The sequence below is a fragment of the Pseudomonas sp. KCJK8993 genome, assembly GCF_046230915.1.
Lineage (GTDB): Bacteria > Pseudomonadota > Gammaproteobacteria > Pseudomonadales > Pseudomonadaceae > Aquipseudomonas > Aquipseudomonas piscis.
The window spans coordinates 13,638-36,191 of record NZ_JBJJLO010000067.1 but is presented as its reverse complement, the minus strand read 5'-3'; the positions used below and the strand labels follow the sequence as shown (position 1 = coordinate 36,191).

The 22,554-nt window shown below is 66.1% G+C and carries 23 protein-coding genes; 10 read left to right on the top strand and 13 right to left on the bottom strand.

From position 1 onward, the window contains the following. From ACK6AU_RS20125 to ACK6AU_RS20090, 8 genes are all read left to right on the top strand, one after another. A partial coding sequence (locus ACK6AU_RS20125; RefSeq protein ID WP_409300943.1) for an SbcC/MukB-like Walker B domain-containing protein occupies positions 1 to 1,498 on the top strand: 1,498 nt, incomplete at its 5' end. Positions 1,499 to 1,500: 2 nt separating this feature from the next. Further along, positions 1,501 to 2,109, top strand: a complete 609-nt coding sequence (locus tag ACK6AU_RS20120; protein WP_409300945.1) for a glutathione S-transferase — start codon at positions 1,501 to 1,503, stop codon at positions 2,107 to 2,109. Positions 2,110 to 2,270: 161 nt separating this feature from the next. Further along, positions 2,271 to 2,912, top strand: a complete 642-nt coding sequence (locus ACK6AU_RS20115; RefSeq protein WP_185698667.1) for a DUF1345 domain-containing protein — start codon at positions 2,271 to 2,273, stop codon at positions 2,910 to 2,912. A gap of 171 nt (positions 2,913 to 3,083) precedes the next feature. After that, positions 3,084 to 4,118: a LacI family DNA-binding transcriptional regulator gene (locus tag ACK6AU_RS20110; RefSeq protein WP_409300941.1), complete on the top strand. Its 1,035-nt coding sequence runs from the start codon at positions 3,084 to 3,086 to the stop codon at positions 4,116 to 4,118. A 156-nt stretch (positions 4,119 to 4,274) separates the two neighbouring features. Next, complete coding sequence (locus tag ACK6AU_RS20105; RefSeq protein ID WP_409300939.1) at positions 4,275 to 5,057, top strand: sugar phosphate isomerase/epimerase family protein; 783 nt, start codon at positions 4,275 to 4,277, stop codon at positions 5,055 to 5,057. Next, complete coding sequence (locus ACK6AU_RS20100) at positions 5,050 to 6,006, top strand: sugar kinase (protein WP_185698664.1); 957 nt, start codon at positions 5,050 to 5,052, stop codon at positions 6,004 to 6,006. The genes ACK6AU_RS20105 and ACK6AU_RS20100 overlap by 8 nt, the downstream gene beginning before the upstream one ends. Positions 6,007 to 6,081: 75 nt before the next feature. After that, positions 6,082 to 7,377, top strand: coding sequence for an MFS transporter (locus tag ACK6AU_RS20095; RefSeq protein WP_409300937.1), 1,296 nt, complete (start codon positions 6,082 to 6,084; stop codon positions 7,375 to 7,377). A gap of 18 nt (positions 7,378 to 7,395) precedes the next feature. Beyond that, complete coding sequence (locus tag ACK6AU_RS20090) at positions 7,396 to 8,376, top strand: 2-hydroxyacid dehydrogenase (protein WP_409300935.1); 981 nt, start codon at positions 7,396 to 7,398, stop codon at positions 8,374 to 8,376. Positions 8,377 to 8,601: 225 nt separating this feature from the next. Here the strand turns inward: ACK6AU_RS20090 and hcnC are convergent, their stop codons facing one another. The 11 genes from hcnC to ACK6AU_RS20035 all read right to left on the bottom strand — a co-directional run bounded on the left by hcnC (position 8,602) and on the right by ACK6AU_RS20035 (position 19,223). Continuing rightward, positions 8,602 to 9,846, bottom strand: a complete 1,245-nt coding sequence (hcnC, locus tag ACK6AU_RS20085; protein ID WP_409300933.1) for a cyanide-forming glycine dehydrogenase subunit HcnC — start codon at positions 9,844 to 9,846, stop codon at positions 8,602 to 8,604. Then, a complete protein-coding gene (gene hcnB / locus ACK6AU_RS20080) occupies positions 9,839 to 11,248 on the bottom strand; it encodes a cyanide-forming glycine dehydrogenase subunit HcnB (RefSeq protein ID WP_185698660.1) in 1,410 nt (469 codons plus the stop codon). The genes hcnC and hcnB overlap by 8 nt, the downstream gene beginning before the upstream one ends. Next, entirely contained in the window at positions 11,245 to 11,562 is a 318-nt protein-coding gene (gene hcnA / locus ACK6AU_RS20075; RefSeq protein ID WP_185698659.1) for a cyanide-forming glycine dehydrogenase subunit HcnA, read from the bottom strand. The genes hcnB and hcnA overlap by 4 nt, the downstream gene beginning before the upstream one ends. Before the next feature lie 259 nt (positions 11,563 to 11,821). Further along, the gene (locus tag ACK6AU_RS20070) at positions 11,822 to 12,769 is read right to left on the bottom strand and encodes a spore coat U domain-containing protein (RefSeq protein ID WP_409300930.1); all 948 of its coding nucleotides are present in this window, start codon (positions 12,767 to 12,769) and stop codon (positions 11,822 to 11,824) included. Further along, positions 12,766 to 15,141 (bottom strand): fimbria/pilus outer membrane usher protein, encoded by a 2,376-nt coding sequence (locus tag ACK6AU_RS20065; protein WP_409300928.1) that lies wholly within the window; start codon positions 15,139 to 15,141, stop codon positions 12,766 to 12,768. Before ACK6AU_RS20065 ends, ACK6AU_RS20070 begins: the two co-directional genes overlap by 4 nt. Positions 15,142 to 15,152: 11 nt before the next feature. Then, positions 15,153 to 15,935: a molecular chaperone gene (locus ACK6AU_RS20060; RefSeq protein ID WP_409300926.1), complete on the bottom strand. Its 783-nt coding sequence runs from the start codon at positions 15,933 to 15,935 to the stop codon at positions 15,153 to 15,155. A gap of 20 nt (positions 15,936 to 15,955) precedes the next feature. Continuing rightward, on the bottom strand, positions 15,956 to 16,489 hold the full coding sequence (locus ACK6AU_RS20055; RefSeq protein WP_409300924.1) for a spore coat U domain-containing protein: 534 nt from the start codon (positions 16,487 to 16,489) through the stop codon (positions 15,956 to 15,958). A 4-nt stretch (positions 16,490 to 16,493) separates the two neighbouring features. Next, the gene (locus tag ACK6AU_RS20050) at positions 16,494 to 17,009 is read right to left on the bottom strand and encodes a spore coat U domain-containing protein (protein WP_409300922.1); all 516 of its coding nucleotides are present in this window, start codon (positions 17,007 to 17,009) and stop codon (positions 16,494 to 16,496) included. 49 nt (positions 17,010 to 17,058) lie between these two features. Then, positions 17,059 to 17,601, bottom strand: coding sequence for a spore coat U domain-containing protein (locus tag ACK6AU_RS20045; RefSeq protein ID WP_185698653.1), 543 nt, complete (start codon positions 17,599 to 17,601; stop codon positions 17,059 to 17,061). A gap of 835 nt (positions 17,602 to 18,436) precedes the next feature. Beyond that, positions 18,437 to 18,832, bottom strand: a complete 396-nt coding sequence (locus ACK6AU_RS20040; protein ID WP_409300920.1) for a hypothetical protein — start codon at positions 18,830 to 18,832, stop codon at positions 18,437 to 18,439. A gap of 40 nt (positions 18,833 to 18,872) precedes the next feature. Continuing rightward, on the bottom strand, positions 18,873 to 19,223 hold the full coding sequence (locus ACK6AU_RS20035; protein WP_409300918.1) for a hypothetical protein: 351 nt from the start codon (positions 19,221 to 19,223) through the stop codon (positions 18,873 to 18,875). Positions 19,224 to 19,404: 181 nt separating this feature from the next. On the opposite strand from ACK6AU_RS20035, the gene ACK6AU_RS20030 reads away from it, so the two are divergent. Together ACK6AU_RS20030 and ACK6AU_RS20025 are read left to right on the top strand one after the other, a co-directional pair. Continuing rightward, positions 19,405 to 20,088 carry a response regulator transcription factor gene (locus ACK6AU_RS20030; protein ID WP_185698650.1) on the top strand — a complete coding sequence of 228 codons (684 nt, stop codon included), beginning with the start codon at positions 19,405 to 19,407 and terminating at the stop codon, positions 20,086 to 20,088. Beyond that, positions 20,066 to 21,457: a sensor histidine kinase gene (locus ACK6AU_RS20025; protein WP_409300915.1), complete on the top strand. Its 1,392-nt coding sequence runs from the start codon at positions 20,066 to 20,068 to the stop codon at positions 21,455 to 21,457. The genes ACK6AU_RS20030 and ACK6AU_RS20025 overlap by 23 nt, the downstream gene beginning before the upstream one ends. A 73-nt stretch (positions 21,458 to 21,530) precedes the next feature. Here ACK6AU_RS20025 and ACK6AU_RS20020 read toward each other — a convergent pair whose 3' ends face one another. Both ACK6AU_RS20020 and ACK6AU_RS20015 read right to left on the bottom strand, forming a co-directional pair. Then, positions 21,531 to 22,169 (bottom strand): trimeric intracellular cation channel family protein, encoded by a 639-nt coding sequence (locus ACK6AU_RS20020; RefSeq protein ID WP_409300913.1) that lies wholly within the window; start codon positions 22,167 to 22,169, stop codon positions 21,531 to 21,533. Positions 22,170 to 22,293: 124 nt separating this feature from the next. Further along, the gene (locus tag ACK6AU_RS20015; protein ID WP_185698648.1) at positions 22,294 to 22,554 is read right to left on the bottom strand and encodes a DUF1652 domain-containing protein; all 261 of its coding nucleotides are present in this window, start codon (positions 22,552 to 22,554) and stop codon (positions 22,294 to 22,296) included.

Sequence of the window (22,554 nt, the reverse complement as noted above, 5' to 3'; positions counted from 1 at the left end):
CCAGGACGAGCAGCGCCAGGACGCCCTGCTGACCCTGCAAAAGGATGCCGCGCGCCTGCAAGGCCAGTTGCAAACCGCCGTCGATGCCAGCCAGCAGGCGGCCCTACAACTGGAGAAGCAGCGCGAGCAACTGGACGCCGATCGCCAGCGCCTGGACGAAGAGCTTGGCGGCTTCAGCCAGTGGCTGCCCGGCGAGCTGCTCGACCGCCTGCGCCACGACCCGGCGGCGAGCTTCATGCAGCTGGACCAGCAAGTGCAGCAACGCATCGAGCAACTGCGCGAACAGCAGGATGAAACCCAGGAACAGCAGCAGCGCCAGCTGGCCCTGGACAAGGAACAAGACCGCCAGCAGACCCGCCAACAGCAATTGCACGAGGCCCGGCAGCAGGCCGAGGCCCTCAAGCACCAGCAACAGGCGCGCCAGCAGCGGTTGGCCGAGTTGCTGGGAACCCACGACAGCGCCGAGCACTGGCAGCAGCAGCTGGAACAGAGCGTCGAGCAGGCCCGCATGGCCCAGGCCACGGCCCAGCAGCAAGCGCAGGAACTGCAACAGCAGCTGATCCAGCTGGCCGCCGAGCTCAAGGCCGGCCAGGAGCGCTGCCAGGCCCTGGCAGCCGAACAGCAGCAACTGGCCGCCAGCATCGAGCAGTGGCGCGCCCAGCACCCGCAACTCGACGATGCCGGGCTGCATGGGCTGCTGGAACTGGACGACAGCCAGGTCCGAGCGCTGCGCGAGCGCCTGCAGGCCAACGACAAGGCCATCGAGCAGGCCCGGGTACTGCTCGAGGAGCGCCAGCAGCGCCTGGAGCAGCACCAGGCCCAGCACAACGGCAACCTGGAAGCCGAGGAGCTGGCCCAGGCCCTGGAAACCACTTCGCAACAAGTGCTGGCCGACGAACAGCAAGTGGCCGAGCTGCGCGCCCGGCAGAGCGAAGACCAACGCCGCCAGGAGGCCAACCAGGCCCTGGCCCAGGACATCGCCCAGGCCTACGAGCAATGGCAACGCTGGGCCCGGCTCAGTGCCCTGATCGGCTCGGCCGAGGGCGACAAATTCCGCAAGATCGCCCAGGCCTACAACCTCGACCTGCTGGTGCACCACGCCAACGCGCAACTGCGCCAGCTGGTGCGGCGTTATCGCCTCAAGCGCGGCGGTAGCATGCTCGGCCTGCTGGTGCTGGACACCGAGATGGGCGACGAATTGCGCTCGGTGCATTCGCTGTCCGGCGGCGAGACCTTCCTGGTGTCCCTGGCGCTGGCCCTGGGGCTGGCGTCCATGGCCTCCAGTACGCTGAAGATCGAGTCGCTGTTCATCGACGAAGGCTTCGGCAGCCTCGACCCCGACTCGCTGCAACTGGCCATGGACGCCCTCGACGGTCTCCAGGCCCAGGGCCGCAAGGTCGGGGTGATCTCCCACGTGCAGGAGATGCACGAGCGCATCGCGGTGCAGATCCAGGTCAGCCGCCAGGGCAACGGCCTGAGCCAACTGGAGGTGAAATGAACATGGCCGAACCGATCCTCTACTCGTTCCGTCGCTGCCCCTATGCCATGCGCGCCCGGCTGGCCCTGCGCTATGCCGGGGTGAGGCCACGGATAGTCGAAGTCAGCCTCAAGGCCAAGCCGCCCGAAATGCTGGCGCTGTCGGCCAAGGGCACGGTGCCGGTGCTCAGTGTCGGTGAACAGGTGATCGATGAAAGCCTGCAGATCATGCTCTGGGCCCTGGAGCACAATGACCCCGGGGACTGGCGCCTGCTGGACGATCCCCAGGCCCGGGGGCGGATGGCGGGGCTGATCGAGGAGAACGACCAGGTGTTCAAGGTCCACCTCAACCGCTACAAGTACGCCGAGCGTTACCCCGAGGCGCCGATGGAGCACTACCGGGCCCAGGGCGAGCTGTTCCTGGCGCGCCTGGAGGGCCTGTTGCGCCAGCAACGCTACCTGCTGGCCGCACACCCGAGCCTGGCGGACGCGGCCCTGCTGCCCTTCGTCCGTCAGTTCGCCCACGTGGACCGCGACTGGTTCGCCCAGGCGCCCTACCCGGCGCTGCAAGCCTGGTTGCAGGGCTGGCTGGAGTCCGAGCTGTTCAACGCGATCATGGCCAAGCCCGCCTGACACCAAGTTGCGCTTGCCTGGCCGAACGCCGAGGGGCCTGCGGCCCCTGTCGCAGCCTCGCGGGCTCGACAGCGGCTACAGCCCTGCGCAGCTGCCGCCAGGCGCAATCGGCAAAATTGCCGTGCTAAGGTTCAGCACCTGTCCTGCAACGGCGAGCCGCCATGTCCATCGTGATCCGTACTCATCCCCGCCTGACCTTCGGTGTCCTGGCCGGCTGCGCCGCCGGCCTGCTGGTGCCAGCGCAGACCCTGACCGGCAAGATCCTCATCGGCTGGAACGTCGCGGTCTGGACCTACCTGGCGCTGATGTTCTGGCTCACGGTCCGGGCCCGGGCCGACCAGGTCAAGCGCATCGCCGAGGCCGAGGACGAAAACGCCGGGCTGGTGCTGCTGATCGTCTGCGTCGCCGCCATCGCCAGCCTGGTGGCCATCACCCTGGAACTGGTGGGCAGCAAGGACCTGGACACCACCCGACGGCTGCTGCACTACGGTTTCACCGGCCTGACGGTGATCGGCTCCTGGCTGCTGGTGGGGGTGATCTTCAGCGTCCACTATGCCCGCCTCTACTACACCTGGGACGGTCCGGAACCGGCCCTGCGCTTCGCCGAGAACCTGAAGGATCCCGACTACTGGGACTTCCTGTACTTCTCCTTCACCATCGGCGTGGCCGTGCAGACCTCGGACGTCGGCGTAGCCACCCGCGAGCTGCGCAGGATCGTCCTCGCCCAGTCGCTGATCGGTTTTTTGTTCAACACCGCGATCCTGGGCTTTTCCATCAATATCGCCGCCGGGCTGTTCAGCTAGCCCGGCAGCGGCTCGCAGCCCACCGCTGGTCAGCTGGGCAAAGAACGCGGGCTGTTTTCCCCCTGCAACAGACTTGACGGCGCAACCGATTCTGCGGTTTCCTGAAACCGGTTTCAGGGCCTGTCCCCGGGATCCTGCGAACCGATCATTCCAAGAACAAGGTCAGCGCCCGTGAATCAGTTTTCCGCCGCCCAGCGCAGCCGCGTCACCATGCTCGATGTCGCCCACCGCGCCGGGGTCTCCAAGGCCAGTGTGTCGCGCTTCATCGGCGAAGACCGCGCCCTGCTTTCCGACACCATCGCCCTGCGCATCGAGCAAGCCATCAGCGAACTGGGCTATCGCCCGAACCAGATGGCCCGTGGCCTGAAGCGCGGGCGCACGCGCCTGATCGGCATGCTGGTGGCCGATATCCGCAACCCGTATTCGATTGCCGTGATGCACGGCGTGGAAACCGCCTGCCGCCAGCACGGCTATAGCCTGGTGGTGTGCAACACCGACCGCGACGACCAGCAAGAGGCTCGGCACCTGGCCAACCTGCGGGCCTATAACATCGAAGGCCTGATCGTGAACACCCTGGGCCACCACCTGGACCAATTGCAGCAATTGCAGCAATTGCAGGAGGAAATGCCCATGGTGCTGGTGGATCGCAAGCTGGCGCAGTTGCAGGCTGACCTGGTGGGCCTGGACAACCCGGCGGCGGTGCACCTGGCCATCGAGCACCTGGAACAACAGGGCTACCGCGACCTGCTGCTGGTCAGCGAGCCCCATGACGGCACCAGCTCGCGCCTGGAGCGCAGCGCCAGCTTCCAGGCCGAATTGACTCGCCGTCCGGGCTTGCGCGGCCAGGTCCTGGAGACCGGTGCCGGGCTCGATGCCGGCCTGCAAACCTTCCTCGATACCCCCGGCCCCGGGCCCAAGGCGCTGTTCTGCGCCAACGGCGTGGCCACGCTGGCCGCCAGCAACGCCTTGCGTCAACTCGGCCGGCCGCTGTTCGGCAAGCTGGGACTGATCGCCCTCGACGACCTGGACTGGTACCCGCTGGTGGGCAACGGCATCACCGCCCTGGCCCAACCCACGGCGGCCATCGGCGCCAGCGCCTTCGAATGCCTGCTCAAGCGCCTGCGTGGCGATAGTGGCCCGGCCCGGGTGGTGGACTTCCCCGCGCAATTGATCGTCCGCGGCTCGACCTGCCAGGCCCGAGGGTAAGGCGGTGCAAGGCCGTGCGAGCCTGGGTGCATCACGCGTAGCCGCTGCCGCAGGCTGCGCATGGGCACGCAGCGGCCAGATGCAGCAAGCACAGAGATAGACCGCAACACGGCATTGACTCGAACAAAAATGAAACCGGTTTCAGAGGTAGGCAACATGACTAGATCACCCGTTTCCATCAGCCTGTCCAGCTACGGCGCGGACCTGGTGCGCCAGCACGGCCAGGGGTACTTCATCCCCCTGGTGGCCGCCGCCGGGGCGTCCTGCATCGAGTGGCGCGAAGAACTGCTGAGCGGCGAGAACCCCGCCGAGCTGGCCCAAAGCGCCCGTGGACACGGGCTGGACAGCGTGTACTCCTCGCCCCTGGAGCTGTGGCAGCCGGGGCGCAGCGAACCGGCGCCGGAACTGTCCGCCACCTTGCAGCGGGCCCGGGAGTTCGGCGCCCGCCAGCTCAAGGTGTCCCTCGGCCACTTCAATGAGCATCACGACCTGCGCTGCCTGGCCAGCCTGCTGTTCCGCCAGCCGCTGCAACTGCTGGTGGAAAACGACCAGACCGCCCACGGCGGGCGCATCGAACCGTTCCAGCGCTTCTTCAGCGCCGTGGAAAGCCTCAACCTGCCGCTGCGCATGACCTTCGATATCGGCAACTGGCAATGGCAGGAGCAATCGGCGCTCAACGCCGCGCGGGTGCTGGGCCGGCATGTGGGCTACGTGCACTGCAAGGCGGTGCGCCAGCGGGTGGACGGCAAGCTGGTGGCGATACCGCCCGGCAGCCCGGAACTGCATCAGTGGGAACAACTGCTGCGACACATGACCCAAGGTATTACCCGGGCCGTGGAATACCCCTTGCAGGGCGACGACCTGGCGCGGGTGACCGCGACCCAGGTCGAGCTGTTGGCCCGCCTGGGCCAGTCGCGACTGGAGAACGCCCATGCCTGAGATCGATATCCTGTCCTTCGGCGAGACCATGGCCATGTTCGTCGCCGAACACAGCGGCGACCTGGCCCAGGTCGAGCACTTCCACAAGCGCATCGCCGGCGCCGACAGCAACGTGGCCATCGGCCTGTCGCGCCTGGGCTTCAAGGTGGCCTGGCTGAGCCGGGTCGGCAACGATTCCCTGGGCCGCTTCGTGCTCGACACCCTCAAGGCCGAGGGCCTGGACTGCCGCTTCGTGCGTTGCGATCCACTGCACCCGACCGGCTTCCAGCTCAAGTCCCGGGAAGACAACGGCGATGACCCCAAGGTGGAGTATTTCCGCCGCGGCTCGGCGGCCAGCCACCTGAACGTCAGCGACGTCGCCCCACCACTGCTGCGCGCCCGGCACCTGCATGCCACCGGGATTCCCCCGGCGCTGTCGGATGCGACCCGGGAACTGACCCACTACCTGATGCGCACCCAGCGCGCCGCCGGGCGCAGCGTGTCGTTCGATCCCAACCTGCGCCCAAGCCTGTGGGCCAGCGAAGCGCTGATGATCCGCGAGATCAACCGCCTGGCGGCCCTGGCCCACTGGGTGCTGCCGGGCCTGGGCGAAGGCCGGCTGCTGAGCGGCTACGAGGATCCGGCGGACATCGCCGCCTTCTACCTGGACCAGGGCGCCGAGGCGGTGGTGATCAAGCTCGGCGCCCATGGCGCCTACTACCGCACCCAACTGGATGCCGGCTTCGTCGACGCCGTGCCGGTGCCCCAGGTCGTGGACACCGTGGGTGCCGGCGATGCCTTCGCCGTGGGCCTGGTCAGCGCCCTGCTGGAAAGCTGCGGCATGGTCGAGGCGGTGCAGCGGGCCAACTGGAGCGGCAGCCGCGCGGTGCAGAGCCGCGGCGACATGGAGGGCCTGCCCTATCGCCACGAACTGCCCACCGACCGGCCATGCCTGGCGACCGCGCTCTAGCGCCGGCCCCGCCGACAGGCCAAGACCCCGACAACCACCTGTTGCGACAAGAACAACAAGCTCAGGAGAACTGCCATGGATACGCTAAAACTCGCCGCCCGCCGTTGGTGGTACATCATGCCCATCGTCTTCATCACCTACAGCCTGGCCTACCTGGACCGTGCCAACTACGGCTTCGCCGCCGCCTCGGGCATGGCCGCCGACCTGAACATCACCCCCGGGCTGTCATCTCTGCTGGGCGCACTGTTCTTCCTCGGTTACTTCTTCTTCCAGATGCCGGGGGCGATCTACGCGCAGCGCCGCAGCGTGAAGAAGCTGATCTTCGTCAGCCTGATCCTCTGGGGCGCCCTGGCCACCCTCACCGGCATCGTCGCCAATGCCTACATGCTGATCGGCATCCGCTTCCTGCTCGGCGTGGTGGAGGCCGCCGTGATGCCGGCGATGCTGGTCTACCTGTGCCACTGGTTCACCCGGGCCGAACGCTCGCGGGCCAATACCTTCCTGATCCTCGGCAACCCGGTGACCATGCTGTGGATGTCGGTGGTCTCGGGTTACCTGGTGGAGCATTTCAGCTGGCGCTGGATGTTCATCATCGAAGGCCTGCCGGCGGTGCTCTGGGCCTTCATCTGGTGGCGCCTGGCCGATGATCGGCCGAGCCAGGCCCAGTGGCTCGACGAGCAGGAGAAACAGGACCTGGAGAGCGCCCTGGCCGCCGAGCAGCAAGGCATCAAGGCGGTGAAGAACTACGCCGAGGCGTTCCGCTCGCCCAAGGTGATCATCCTGGCCTTGCAGTTCTTCTGCTGGAGCATCGGCGTCTATGGCTTCGTCCTCTGGCTGCCATCGATCCTCAAGCAGGGCGCGCAAATGGACATGGTCGAGGCCGGCTGGCTCTCGGCCCTGCCCTACCTGGCGGCGGTGATCGCCATGCTCGGGGTGTCCTGGGGCTCGGACCGGACCCAGAAGCGCAAGCGCTTCGTCTGGCCGCCGCTGCTGGTGGCGGCCTTCGCCTTCTATGGCTCGTACCTGCTGGGGGCCGAGCATTTCTGGTGGTCCTACGCCCTGCTGGTGATCGCCGGGGCCTGCATGTACGCGCCCTACGGGCCGTTCTTCGCCATCGTCCCGGAGATCCTGCCGGCCAACGTCGCCGGCGGCGCCATGGCGCTGATCAACAGCATGGGCGCCCTGGGTTCGTTCGGCGGCTCCTACCTGGTGGGCTACCTGAACAGCGCCACCGGTTCGCCGGGAGCCTCCTACCTGCTGATGAGCGGCGCGCTGCTGCTGTCGGTGTTGCTCACCCTGTTGCTCAAGCCCGGCGCCAGCACGCCGCAGGCCAAACCCCTGGCGCTGCGCCGGCGCCTGGCCCATTCCTGAATCGCCACAGAGACTTCCATGAAAAAACATCTGCTGCTGTACAAGAAACTCTCGCCGTCGCTGATGGCGCGCCTGCAGGAACAACTCACCGTGACCCTGGTGGAGGACTTGGCCGGCGCCGGCCTGGAGCGACTGCGCGAGGCCCTGCCCGAGGCCCATGGCCTGCTGGGCGCCAGCCTGCGCCTGGATGCGGCATTGCTGGATCGGGCGCCACGGCTGGAAGCCGTGGCCAGCGTCTCGGTGGGGGTCGACAACTACGACATCGACTACCTGACCCGGCGCGGCATCCTGCTCAGCAACACCCCGGACGTGCTTACCCAGACCACCGCCGACACCGGCTTCGCGCTGATCCTGGCCAGCGCCCGGCGCCTGGTGGAACTGGCCGGGATGGTCCGCGCCGGCCAGTGGAACCACAGCATCGGCCCGGCGCACTTCGGCAGCGACGTGCATGGCAAGACCCTGGGCATCATCGGCATGGGCCGCATCGGCGAAGCCCTGGCCCAGCGTGGGCACTTCGGCTTCGGCATGCCGGTGATCTACCACAGCCACCAGCCCAAGCCGGCCGTGGAGCAGCGTTTCGGCGCCCGCTACCGCAGCCTCGAGCAACTGCTGCAAGAGGCCGACTTCATCTGCCTGACCCTGCCGCTGACCCCGCAAACCCAGGGCCTGATCGGCGCCCGGGAATTCGCCCTGATGCGCCCCGAAAGCATCTTCATCAATATTTCCCGGGGCAAGGTGGTGGACGAGGCGGCGTTGATCCAGGCGCTACAGGAGCGGCGTATTCGCGGCGCCGGGCTGGACGTGTTCGAACGAGAGCCGCTGGATCATCACTCGCCGCTGCTGCAACTCTCCAATGTGGTGGCCACCCCGCATATCGGCTCGGCCACCTTCGAAACCCGCGAGGCCATGGCCCGCTGCGCGGTGGACAATATCCTCGCCGCCCTGGCCGGCGAACGCCCGGCGAACCTGGTCAACCCCGCGGCCTGGAACCGCCAATAACTCGGTGCCCCTGTGGCCGCTGCGCGACCGTGCGCAGCCTCTGTAGCCGCTGCCGAGCCGGCGAAGCTGCGCCAAGGTCCGCAGGACCTTCCAGCAATCGCCCCCCCTGCGACAACGACTGCGCGCTAGAAACCAAAAGGCCCGCCGGCGCCAGGTCCGCGAGCCTGCTGCTCGACGAGACCTGGCACCGGCGGGCCGGCTTGGCTGGCGTTCAGGCCAGGCGCGCTACGCCAGTTTCTTCTGTGGTTCCAGGGCGAAGCGACGGGCCAGGAATGGTGTGATATCCAGCGGCAGCGCCTCGTCGTGCACCAGCTTGTCCAACAACACCCCGGTGATCGCCGAGGTCAGGATGCCGGTGCGGAAGTGCCCGCAGGCGTTGAGGTAACCCTGGATCCCGTCCATCGGCCCGAGGATCGGCAACTCATCCGGCGAGCCGGGACGCAGCCCCGCCCAGCAGCGCTTGAGGTTGACCTGGGCCAGCTCGGGAATGCAACGCACCGCGCCCTGCACCAGGCCGTTGATTTCCGGATAGGTGGTGGTCACGTCGAAGCCCTTATCCTCGGTGGTGCTGCCGATGAGGATCTCGCCGTTGTCCTTCTGCGCCATGTAGCAGTCACTGGTGGTCAGGCAACCGTTGAGCAGCTTGGGCATGCGCTCGGTCAGGAGGATCTGGCCCTTGACCGGCTTGACCGGGATCTCTATCCCCGTGGCCTGCAGGCTCAGCTCGGCGGCCCAGGCGCCGGCGGCGTTGATCAGGGTCGAGCAATGGAATACCCCGGCCTCGGCGGTCTGTACGCCAGTGACCCGGTTGCCCTGGTGCAAGACACCGGTGACGTTGGTGTTGAAGAACACGTCGACGCCATTCTGCCGGGCGCCCTCGGTGTAGGCGTCGGTGAGGCGGAACGGGTTGACCTGGTGGTCGCAGAGGAACTCCAGGGCGCCCTGGGCTTCATGGCTGATGCTCGGCTCGGAGGCGCGCAGGGCCGCCTGGTCGAGCCAGCGCACCTGCTCCGAGAGGTGCGGGATGCAGCCGACGATATGCTCGGCGTACAGCCGGTCTTCATCGTCGTAGATGACGAACTTGAGCCCGGTGTGCTCGAACTTGAAGTCCATGCCATGCAAGCCGATCAGCTCGCGGTGCAGGCGCGGGTACAGCTCGTTGGACTGCAGGGCGAAGTCAAAGAACGATTGCGGCAGGATGTGCGGGGTGCTGGAGTCCACCACCACCGCCGAGCCCTGGGCCTCGCGCTTGCGATTGGCCGACATCATGCGGAAGAAGATCACCCCGCAACCCAGGCCCACCGATTCGCCGATGGCCCACAGGCCGCCGGCCGAGGCGCGGCTGGCATTGCCCGGGCGCTTGGAGTCGATCAAGGCCACCTTCAGGCCCTTGCGCTTGGACAGCTGATAGGCGCAGGACGCCCCGATCACGCCGCCACCGGCGATTACCACGTCATAGTGCTTAGTCATGCTGGGAGACCTCCTGGTCGGCCGGCGCAAAGGCGGAGAATGGAATCGGGTCCAGCGGGAAGCGCGGGCGAATCCAGCCCACATCCTTGCGCCCGGTGGCCTGGCGCAGGCGGTCGCTGCAATAGCCCACGCACATCCGTCCCTGGCAGTCGCCCATGCTCACCCGGGTGCGCATCTTCAGGCTGGCCATGTCCTCGACGCCCTGGGCCAGGGCGCGTTCGATATCGTTGCGGGTGGTGTGCTCGCAACGGCAGATCACGGTGTCGCCCTTGGGCAGTTCTATCTGTCCGACACCACGCGCGGTGTAGCGGTCCACCGCACCGCGAAAACGCAGGATCGAGGCCAGCTTGCGCTCGTAGCCCTGGCGCCGGCGCAGGGCCGCCTCGTTGCTCAACACATCGCGCTGCATCAGGATCGACAACGCCGCGATACGGCCACTGAGCATCGCCGCTTCACCCCCGCGGATGCCGCCCATGTCGCCGGCCAGGTGGATGTGCGGCTCGCTGCTCTGCTGCCAGACGTTGGCGTTGGCCCGCAGGTAGCCGTCGTCGCTGAAGCTGTGCTCCAGGCCCATCTGCTGGCTGAGCTGGGTGCGCGGAATGAAGCCGTAGCCGATGGCCAGGGTCTGGGCGGCGATGCGCTGGGCCTGGGACATGTCCGGCTGCCAGTCGCTGGAATACGGGGCCACGGTCACTACGCTGAGGGCGTCCTGGCCCTGGGCCTCGACCACGCCCCAGCCATAGCGCAGGGCGATGCCGTGCAGCTTCAGGTAGGCCAGCATGCTCAAGCCATCGAGGAACAACTGCGGCTTGTTGAGCAGGGCCAGGCTCTGCTTGGCGATCTTGCCCAGGGCGCTGGCCTCGTAGACTCCGGCCACCCGCACGCCCGCGGCATGCAGCTGGCAGGCCACCAGGGGCAGCAGCGGACCGGTGCCGGCGATCACCACCGGGCTCTGGGGCTTGACCACCCCGCTCTTGATCTGCAATTGCAGGCCACCGAGCAGCTTGACCCCGGGCAGGGTCCAGCCGGGGAACGGCACGCTGCGCTCGTGGCAGCCGGCGGCCAGCACCAGTTGCCCGTAGTGCACTTCCTGCACCTGTTCCTCGCCATCGAGCAGCATCAGGCTATGGCTGCCTTCGGCGCCGATCACCCGGCTGTTGAGGCGCACGTCGATCATCTGTTCATGGTCGCCGAAGTCGCCGTGCAGCTTGGCCAGCATCTCGCTGTAGCGCGGTCCCAGGTAATCCAGTTGCACGCCATCGCGCAATGGCCCGCGATAGACCACCCCGCCCAGGCGCGAAGCCTCTTCGATCAGGGTGCTGTGCACGCCGTGCTCGGCCAACTCGATGGCCGCTGCCATGCCCGCCGGGCCACCACCGACGATTAGCGGATTCTGGCTCATAGGCTGGGCTCCGTTTCGTTGATGCGGTTGACCAGGGTCTGCACCTGCATGCCTGGCTTGACCAGGGTCTGGCAGGCCCGGCGCTTGTGCCGGCCATCGATCTGCACCAGGCAGCAATGACACACGCCCATGCCACAGTAGGCACCCACCAATTGCCCATGGTCGTTGCGGGCCACCTGGCGCAGGCCGGTGGCCTGGATCACGCTGAGGACGGTCTCGCCCAGCGCGGCGGTGACCGGCTGGCCATTGAGGCTAATGGTCATGTCCGCATGCTGCAGCGGCTGAATGTCGAAGTTGCGGTCTATCTGACGCATTGCGGTTCATCCGTGAAGAAGTGAAAGGCGGTTGCCGGCATCCTGCCGCCCGGGTCCCGGTGCGAGGACGTGGCAACGTCACGGTTCCGGAGGCTCTGCCAGAACCAGGCGCGGGCCAATCTAGTCGGTTTGTCGGACACGAGTATTGACTTGGGCCAAGCAAATGCCCGCGCGACGTCATGAAAATGCCGCCAGTGTCCCGACGTCTCGGGCCACCGCCAGCGCCAGAGCAGCCACCCTCCAGCGCCTGCCTGGGTGGTCAGTAGGTCAGGATGACGCGCACGGTATCGCTGTAGCTGCCGGCCGGGACGTTGCCCTGGGCAGGGTTGACGATGGCCCGGTAAGGCACGCTCTGCGATACGCCACTGCCGACTCCGCGCTGGGTATTGAGCGTGGTCCAGACCGTCGAGTCGCCGGGCTTGTAGAGGTTGTACTCGATGGCATTGGCGCCGCTGAGCATCCGCCGCCAACCAGCGCTGAAATGATTGCCGTTGTCCAGGCCCAGGCTATAGGAGGCGTTCAAGGTGCAACGCACGCCGATGCTCTGGTTCACCGCCGTGAAGGCAGAAACCAGCGCGGCGCTGCCGAAGCTGACATCCGGGGCGCTGTCGATGAAGCAGTCCTTGAGCACCGTCAGCGTCACGTTGATGCTGCTGGTGGCACTGCCCTCGTCGTAGATACAGACCCCCAGGGCGCCCGCGGCACACAGGTACCAACGCCAGCCCAGGAGAATGGTGTCGCTGTAGGTTCCGGCCGGCAGGTTCATCCGGGTGGCGGTGCGCAGGTAGAGCGGCAAGCTGCCATCAGGGCCGTTGAACAGCCCGAGAATGCCGAGGAACGTGGTCTTGCTCCAACGGACCGTAGAGCCGACGTTGTAGATGGTGCCGCAACTGCTGTCGCTGCAAATGACGTAAGGCAGGTAGGCATTGCCACGGGCGTTGTACAGCCGAGGGCTGGAGCCCTGTGCATGGGTGGTGCTGGCAATGGTGGCTTCGATGGTGTTGGTGCTCAGTATCGACAGCAGGCTGCCGGTGCACTTGAAACCCGAGGTCGAGGTAATGGCCTGGGGCGTGCTGGCTACAGTAAAGGAGCTCAAGCTGCCGAAGTCGCCACGACTGGAACTGGTGGTGCAGGCCGCGAACAGCGACGGACTGGCACACAGGGCCAGCAGGCCACAGAGGCCGGCGCATGAGGAATATCGGTTCATGGGTTATCTCCACTGACTGCCCGGCAAGGCAACGGACCGATCTGGCTGACGCTGGGTTTGTGGATGTCCAGCCGGAAACTGGCCTGGCACAGGCCACCATCGCCAAGCCGCACTCGCAGCTGGTTGTCGGCCTGCAGGTCTTCGAAATACACCTGGCCATCCCAACCGACGATGGCCTGCTGCCCGCTGGCCAGGTGCTCGGCCCGACTCCCCAGCGGCAGCGGCGAACCTTGCTCATCCACCAGGCTGATGCTGGCGGCAACCACGGTGCGCATCGGGAAATCCAGCAAGGCCCCGCTGCCCTGGCGCACCGACACCCGCTGCTCGACATCCGGTACCCGGACGTTGGCCGGCAGGCCCAGGGAGTCGACCTGGAACTTCGCCGGGTGGTAGGCCGCGACCCAGGGCACCAGCAAGTGACCGTTTTCATCCGATTGGCCCACCCGCTGGTTCTCATAGCGGATCGGCACCTGGGCGTACCCACCGGTGCTGACCAGCACGAAGGCATCGTTGATCCGGTTGCTGGCGAACAGCGCGCGATCCATCCATACCAGCGAGCCACTGGCGTCGGCCCAGCGCGTGTGGTTGCCAGCCTGGCCATAGAGCCCGGCTCGCAGCTGCACGTTCTGCGTACGCCAGGTCAGGTCCGCCTGCTGGTAGCGACTGGCACCGCCCCCCTGTCCGAGGTTCCAGCCAAACCCGCCCTCGCTGGGCGCGGCCCGGCTCCAGACCACGCGTTCGCTGTAGCGCCCCTGACTGTCACGGGTCATGCCGACATTCAGCAGCCCATGGACCTCGAAGGGCAGTACCCACTGTAAAAGCACGCTGTAGCCACTGTCGGCGAGGTCCTTGTTCAGCGTCAGGTAGACGCTGCTGCGGTTGCCGAGTGAACGGCTATACGACAGGTTGAGCAGCCGCGTGCGGTTGCCATCGCGTGCCTGGATATCGAAGTACCCGGTGCCGATGCTGCCCTGCCCGTCAAGGCTCAGGCTGGCGCTGACCTGATCGGCACGCCGGCTCAAGCGATAACCGCCCAGGGAGCTGAGGTCGTGGTAGCCGTCGCTGCGCTGGATATGCTGCAGGTTCACACCGATGCGCCGCGAATAGTAGGAATACCCGAGCAGGTATTGCTGGCCGCTGTCGCCCTGGCCAGCGCTGGCGCTGGCGCTGGTCGCCAGGCTGAGGGTACCGAAGGTGGCCAGGGCGATGTCGCTGCCGACCCCGAGCAATTGCAGTTCACCTGCTGCCTCGGCATGCCCGGCAAGCGTCAGCTGATCGTTGAGGCCATAACGGTAGATGCCACTGGCGGCGGTATCGCCGTAGGCCAAGCTGCGCCGTCCATAGTCCTCGCGCAAGCGCCCCAGGGACAGGTCGAAATCGCTCAAGCCGCGAGCCAGCAAGGTATTGGAGACATAGAACGGCAGGCTGGTCGACACCTGCCGGCCCTGGGCATCGGTGGTCACGATCGTCGCCTCCCCCGCACCGCTGATATACGGCACGTTGCTGATGGCGAAGGGACCGGGCTGCAGGTCACTGCTGCTGGCCTTGTAGCCGTTGATGAACAGGTCGACGGTACTGGGCACCGCGGCCTGGCCGTCGTACCTGAGCAGCGGATAGGTGACAAGGTCGGGGCGTACCTCGAAATTGCGCGAGAATCGCAAGCCGCCCATGCGCACCGGGTTCGTCCAGTTCAGAGCGCCATTGATGTAGTCGCCCAACTGGTAACTGCGCAGGGCCTGCTCGTCGTTGTAGCGCCAGTAGGTGTCATAGCGCAGGTAACGGTTGCCGGGGTTGTCGGCCCCGCCGAAGTAGTGGTTATAGACCCCGGTATTGGAAAGGGTGGCGAAACCATCGAAGGCGCGTTGCTCCAGCAACGCCGACAGATAGGGCGTGGCGTTGTTGGCGGGCGCCGAGTAATACAGGTCGTAGTTGAACAGCGCCCCCAGGCTGCTGCTCGCCGGAATGTGCGCCAGCAGTCCCGGGTCTTCGATCCGCTGCCGGGGCAGCCAATCGGTCGGCACCTGCAGGCGCAACTGCTGGCTGGCGCTATCGTAGTCCACCTGCACATCCGTCAAATCATCCAGCACGATCGTCCCGACGGGGTTGTCAGGCAACCGCACGCCCGCCTCGCGCAACAGCGCGGCGTCGAGCAGGTAGCGCCCATCCCTGGCGTTGACGGCCACCACCTGCCCACTGTTGCGACCATTGATGACCAGTTCGAGGTAGTAGCGGACCGTTCCCGGGTCGGCCAGGGCCCGTGGCGCAGGGGGCAGGCCCGTCGCCCCCTGCGCCGCTTGTGCGCAAGACAGCAGCGCCAGCCCGACGGACAGCCAGTGGTGACGGCAAGCCTGCACACCGACCGGGGCAACCACGCTGGCCAACCTCAGTAACCAGGAACGCGGACGGCCGCGTCGTTATCGGACAGTTGCAACATCAGGTTCATGCCTTTGCCCGGGGCCAATCCCGGCGGCAGCAACCACCGCATCTGCTGGCCGGGCAGCACGTAGCCGAGCAAGCCATCCAACAGCGGCAGGCTGCGCCCCGCGCCCTCCCAGCGCACGCGGCTGAGCCGTGCATGCACCGCCCCGTCATTGCGCACCTGCAAGTAACGCTGGCCGCCCTCCTCCACCAGGCGCCAGGCCAGCTGCGGCCGGGTGGCGCTGGCGGGATCGCGGTCCAGGTCGGCCCGTGGCTGGGTCCAGATCCCTGCGGCACTGATGAACAGCGGTATCGAGTAGCGCATCTGGAACTGCAAGGCCAGGCCAGCTTGCTTGCTCGCCGGTCCGGAGCCGTCGGGGACTTCATCGATCAGCACCCGGTAGGCCTGCTCCGACACGTTGGGCGCGGCGCCCAGGCGAATCAGCCGGATCAATTGCCGGCGCCCGGCCTCGACCGTGGCGAAAGGCGGACTGGGAATCACCACCTGCTGGCTGCGGTAGACGTCCTCGAACTGCTCCTGGGTCCAGGCCAGCACCCGCACCTGCAAGGTCACCGGCTGGCTGGCGCGATTTTCCAGCCACAAGGCGGTGGCCCCCTGATCGGCCTCGATGGCCGGGTTGACCGGCCAGATGAGCACCGCACCGGCGGCCTGAACCTGGCCGCACAGGAGCAACAACCCGGCCAACAGCCAATGACCGGGGCTCGACACCAATGGGCAACGGGGCATGGGTTTTCCTCCAGGACGGTTCAGAACGCCAGGGTGACGGTGACGGTGTCGTGGTAGCTGCCGGCGGGCGGCATGCGGGCCGCGGCCAGGAGCCGGGCATAGACCTGGTAGACCTGGGTGCCGGGCGGGAAATCGACGATGGTCCGGGCCTGCGCCCCGCTGCCCCAGACCCGGGAATAGGCCGGGTCCTGGTACAACTGATAGGCGAGCCTCTGGCTGGCGCTGATGTGTTTCAAGTAGCGCTGGCCGCCGCTGGCATTGAGCCCATTGTCCAGGGCCACCGAGACCGTCATGCCCGGGGTACAGGTCAGCACGATGGAGCCAGCTCCCGCGGCACTGGCGATGTCCACCGGCCTGGCCAGGCTGCCCAGCGTGCCGAAATCCAGTAACCCCAGGTCGTAGGTGTTGTTGCTCAGGCGGGTGCCGAAGGCACAGCCGTTGGTGACCATGGCCTGGACCCGGAAGGCGCGGCTGACCGGCGACGGATCGCCCCATACGGCCAGGGAGGCCAACAAGGCCGGCCACCCGAGCAGCGCCAGACAGCGGCTGGACATCGCGTCACCAGCCGATGGTCACGTTGACGGTGTCGCGATAGGTCCCCGCGCCAGGCGTTGGTTGCGCAGGCACCACGCCATGAATGGGGTACCACTGGTCACTGCCGTTGCCGACGGCGTTGACGCCCACCACATCGTCCCAGACGGTGCCTCCAGGCCGGTCGGAGTACAGGTTGTAGATCAGGGTGCTGGAGGCGTTGGCCGCATTGGCCATCCTGCGCCGGGCAACCGTGCCGTGAAGGCCGCCATCGAGCCGGATGGAATAGGACTGGCCAGTCACGCACTTGACCCGGATCGAGCCGGCCCCTTGTTGCCCCGTCACGCTGATGGTGTTGTCCAGCGAAGCGTACTGGCCGAAATCCAGGGTACCGAAGCCGATCGCACCGCCGCTGTCGACCGTGCCCGCCTCACAGGCCGGGAGCAGCGTGGCCTTCAGGGTAATGGTGGCGACCTGGGCCTGGGTCGGGCTCCAGCCAATCAGGCAGGACACGGCTGCAAGATGAACAGGGTTCAGGTTCATCGCTCCTCCTTGGACCCTCAGGTCCCGTTGGCGACCCGGTGGATGCGCCCTACCAGGCGACGGTGACCAGCAAGGTGTCGGTGTAGGTGCCTGCCGCTGGGGTGGTGGTGCTCTGTCCGGTGGGAGCCACGCGGCCATAGAGCGGGATGTCGATGGCCGCGCCGCTGGTAACGATATTCACCGGCATGTTCACCTGGATCGGTGAACTGCGGGCGCTGTCCGAGTAGAGGGCGTAGGCGATGGTGCTCGCGGCGGTCGTGGTACTGCGCATGAAGCGCTGGGCGCCGCTGGCATACAGCCCGGCATCCACGGTCAACCTCGGGGTCAGGCCGGTACTGCACTTGATCTGGATGTTGCCGTTGGCCCCCACGGTCTGGGCATCGACCACGTTGGTGAGATCGGCGTGACTGCCGAAATCGAGCGTGCCCCACTGGTTGACGCCGCCATTGATACTGCCGTTGATGATGGTACAGCCGGCGCCGATGACCATTCGTACACCGACCTGGCCGACCAGGGTTCCCGCCAGCGCAGGCAACGACACCAGGCCCAGGAACGCCCCCAGGGATATGGCCTGTAGAAGCACTCCATTCATCTCCTTGATCCTCTTTATGCAGTGACCGTCAATACGCAACCTTATTGTTGCCCAACAAGTTTTTTATTATGTTTCGCCCACAAACAAGCCGCATGCGCAGTGGCTGACACATGTAAAGACCTCGACTCAAGAATGACGAAAACACCAGCCACGATACATGGATAGCCGGAGTGTCCACCCGAAAACTCTACACGCCTTATTTCGAATAAACGATAGTGTACCCATGAATTTTATTATCGAATGGGCGCCGCCCGTCCAATACTCGTCATCCCCCGCAAAGCCCACAATGCACAACTTCGCCCCAACGCGAACAACACTTGGGCAATTCGCTTTTAAAGCATAGGGATAAGTCAACTATCCATCACCGGCCCAGCCCTTTATACGATGCCAGCAGAAGCCTTTGACCCAGCTCAACCTGGCCAAAACGGTCAACCACCAGAGACGGCAAACGATAAAAACCACTGAAAAAATCAAGGACGATGTTATTAAAATGTTATCTGATGGTTATCTTGATAGCATCTTAATTGCCATCTTCCGGATCACTCTTCACTGAAAAACAACAGGCTTGAATAACACCCACGATGAAAAAACAGTATCAAAGCAATGTCTACCCAGCGCACAGGAGCGCGTACTGTAAAGTTACACTCACCGTTCATTAAGTTTATTTGAATACCCGAAAGCCCTCGCTCACCGAAAGTTGCCAACTGGCTAGCGGATGGCGGGTAATTTCAACTCCATTTCCACGCTCATCAAACCTTGAAGACTCAAGCGAGGCGCCGAAACAAAAAAGCCGCCCCCAGCACACGCTGGCAGCGGCTTGGTCAACCGGGACGAATCAGGACTTGGCGCGGGCGTAGTAGTACAGGTCGCGCCCCTTGAGCCAGGCAAAGCGGCCCAGCCAGGCGATGATCCAGTAACCCAGCAGGAACTGGCCGATGCTGGTTCCAGGCCAAGGCCCCAGGAGCATCAGCAGGATGCACATCGGCAGGCAGGCCCAGGCGCCAAAGCGCAGGCCGAAGAGCATCAAGAGGCCCGGGATGACGGCAGTCAGCGGCGTCAGCAGGAGGATCTTGACGCCCGTGGTCACCAGCAGGCTCAAGGCATGATGCGGCACGGCGCCGACCAGGGCGATGGCCGCGGGTAATGCCAGCAGGATCTGGCTCAGGCTGTTGAGCACCAGGCTCACCAGCAGCAACCGGCCCAGGGGTTTGAAACGGGAGGTCTTGTTCATCGTCGATCGTCTGGAATGGAAGGATCCGGCGCCGGCTTGGCTAGCGCCGCTTGTAGCTTTTATTGCCACTGGGCGTCAGGCAGTAGACCCCGCCCCTGGGCCCGGTGCAGAAGCTGCCGGAGCCGCAACTGCAACCCTCGGCGTCGCGCAGCAACGGTTGCGCCCGGGAGCTGGGCGCAGGTTCGCCGAACCTCAGCGCGCAGTTCTTCTTCGAGGCGCTGATGGAGCCGTCGCGGCACAGGAACAACTCGCCATCGCAGCGGGCGATGCCGCCCTTGCGCCCGGAACAGGGCTGGTTGCCCGCCAGCGCAACGCTGCTGCCCAGCCACAGGAGCAGGCCCAGGCACAGCAGCGAGGCGGGTTTGCTGCGCATTTGGATCACCCTGCCCATGCTCGTGCCTCCTGGCAAGAAAAGTGGCCAGATGATATCAGCATTCTGGGCCAGTGACGCTGGATTTCACTGGTCATGATGGGGTGAGTGCGATAGATGAAAGTTTTTTTAGAATCCAGGCCGCGGTTTCTTGGCAGAATGCCCTCCTGTGCCATGACCCCCTGCAACAGGTGCCTCGCCCATGACCCGCATTCTGACCATTGAAGACGACGCCGTGACGGCCCGGGAAATCGTCGCTGAACTGAGCAGCCACGGCCTGGACGTGGACTGGGTGGACAACGGCCGCGAAGGCCTGGTGCGCGCCGTCAGCGGCGACTACGACCTGATCACCCTGGACCGCATGCTGCCCGAGCTGGACGGCCTGGCCATCGTCACCACCCTGCGCACCATCGGCGTGGCGACGCCGATCCTGATGATCAGCGCCCTGTCCGATGTCGACGAGCGCGTGCGCGGCCTGCGCGCCGGCGGCGACGACTACCTGACCAAGCCCTTCGCCTCCGACGAGATGGCGGCCCGGGTCGAGGTGCTGCTGCGGCGCAAGAACACGGTCAAGGATTTCGACACCAGCCTGCGGGTGGCGGACCTGGAGCTGAACCTGATCAGCCGCGAGGCGACCCGCGCCGACCAGCTGCTGAGCCTGTTACCCACCGAGTACAAGCTGCTGGAATTCCTGATGCGCAACACCGGGCAGATCCTCTCGCGGATGATGATCTTCGAGGAGGTCTGGGGTTATCACTTCGACCCCGGGACCAACCTGATCGACGTGCACATCGGCCGCCTGCGCAAGAAGATCGACCCACCCGGCATGGTCCCGCTGATCCGCACCGTGCGAGGCTCGGGTTATGTCATCGCTGAACCCCTCTAAGGGCTGGCGCTCCTCCAGCAGCCGCCTGCTGGCGCTCTACAGCTCGCTGTTCGTGGCCTGGAGCTGCATTCTCATGGGGGTGCTGTACTACGAGGTCTCCAGCTACCTGGACAGCCTGGCCAAGCACTCGCTGATGCAACGCCAGCACCTGTTCGCCCGCTTCGAGGGCGAGCAGCTGGTGGAGGCCCTCGCCACCAGCATGACCTTCGACATGCGCGCCATCGACGCCTACGGCCTATTCGACGCCCAGCGCCGTCCGCTCAGCGGGCCGATCCGCGAGATCCCCGAGGACCTGCCCCTGGACGGCCAGATCCACGAGCTGAAGAACTGCATCGACTCCGACGACCCGAGCCTGCCCCGGGACAGTTGCGATGCGGTGGCCACCCTGACCCGCGACGGCCGCTGGCTGGTGCTGGTGCGCGACAACGGCTCGCTGTTCGCGGTGACCCGGATCATCCTCCACGCCCTGCTCTGGGGGGTTTCCCTGACCATCATTCCCGGCGCGGCCGGCTGGCACCTGTTGCGCCGCCGGCCGTTGCGGCGGATCCGGCAGATCCAGGCCAGCGCCGATGCCATCGTCGCCGGCGACCTGACCCGGCGCCTGCCGCTGTCCAATCGGCGCGACGAGCTGGACATGCTGGCGGCCATCGTCAACGCCATGCTCGAGCGCATCGAGCGGCTGATGCATGAGGTCAAGGGGGTGTGCGACAACATCGCCCACGATCTGCGCACCCCATTGACCCGCCTGCGGGCCCAGCTCTATCGCCTGCAGCAGCAGGCCGAGGAAGGCTCGCCCCAGGCGTTGCAGATGGACCAGCTGCTGGCGGAAGCCGACACCCTGATGGCGCGTTTTCGCGGGTTGCTGCGGATCTCGGAACTGGAAGACCGTCGGCGCCGTTCGGGTTTTCTCGAACTCGACCCCTTGCCGCTGCTGCAAGAGCTGCATGATTTCTACCTGCCCCTGGCCGAGGAAGGCCGCCTGAGCCTGCTGCTGGAGGTGCCGCCGAGCCTGCCGCGCATGGTCGGCGACCGGGCGCTGCTGTTCGAGGCCCTGGCCAACCTGTTGAGCAACTCGATCAAGTTCACCCCACCGGGTGGTGAGGTGATCCTGCGTGGCCTGGACGACGGCGGCAGCCCGCGCCTGGAAGTGCTCGACTCCGGCCCCGGGATTCCCCCGGCGGAGCGCGCCGCGGTGTTCCGGCGCTTCTACCGGGTCGACGAAAACAACGCCCAGGGCGGCTTCGGCCTGGGCCTGTCGATCGTTGCGGCGATCGTCGACCTGCACGGCTTCAAGCTCGACGTCGGCACCAGCGAACGCGGCGGCGCCCGCCTGAGCCTGGACTGCCACCCCAACCTGATCACCGAATAACCGCTGCCCCCTGTGGCCGCTGCGCGCCCATGCGCAGCCTTCGGCAGCGGCTACACGAAGCGGTCTGCGCCAATCAGGCCCGGGGCAATTGCCAGCCGTAGTGCACCGAGAGCATGCGCAGGGCGAAACACGCGCTGCCGGCCAGCCAGGCGCAAACCATGGGCGCCAGCCCCAGGCGTCGGGCGAGGATCAGGGTTGCCGCGCCGACGAAGGCCGAGCTGGCGTACAAGTCCACCTGCAAGACCAGGGGAATGCGCGCCAGCACGATGTCGCGGAGCACCCCGCCGCCGACCCCGGTCACGGTGCCCATCAGGGTCGCCACGAACGGCGAGATGCCAACGTTCAGGGCCTTCTGCGTGCCGGCCACGGCGAACAGACCCAGCCCCGCCGCATCCAGCAGGATCAGCAGCGGCTCGGAAATCCCCAGCACCCCTTCATGGAACACGAAGGCCAGCCCGCCCATCACCAGGGCCAGGGCCGGATAGCGCCAGTCGGCCACCGCCTTGGGCGGGCTGGCGCCGATCAACAGGTCACGGGTGACGCCACCGCCGAGGGCGACGATGAAGGCGATCACCATCACCCCCAGCAGATCGAGCTGGGCGCGCATGGCGCTGATCGCGCCTTCCACGGCGAACACCGCGGTACCGGCCAGGTCCGCCACCAGGACGATATTGTCCAAACGGCCGGGCACGCCCTGGACCCGGGCGTTCACGGTTCACCACCATCGGTGCGGGGAAAGGCTGCGGACATGGGGCCGACTCGCAAGGCCGGCCGCGAGCGCGGCCAGCGACCCTTTGCTTATAGTCCAGCGCCAGCGGCGCCGCCATCGAGCAGGCTCAGGGCGTCAGGTCGATGCGCCCCAGGGAGTTGCTGTCCAGCTCATAGAGCAGCTCATCGATCATCTTCGCCACATCGGCCTCGCTGCGCAGGGCCTTGAGGCTGAGCCCACTGGCCACCAGGTCGACCCGGCCGCTGCGGGGCTCGAACACCCGCAGGGTCAAGGTGCCGTCACCCGCCGTGGTGAAGCTGCAAGCCAGTGGCGCCAGGCGCTGTTCGATACAGGCCCGTAGCTGCGCCTGGGTAATCGCCCCGGGCAT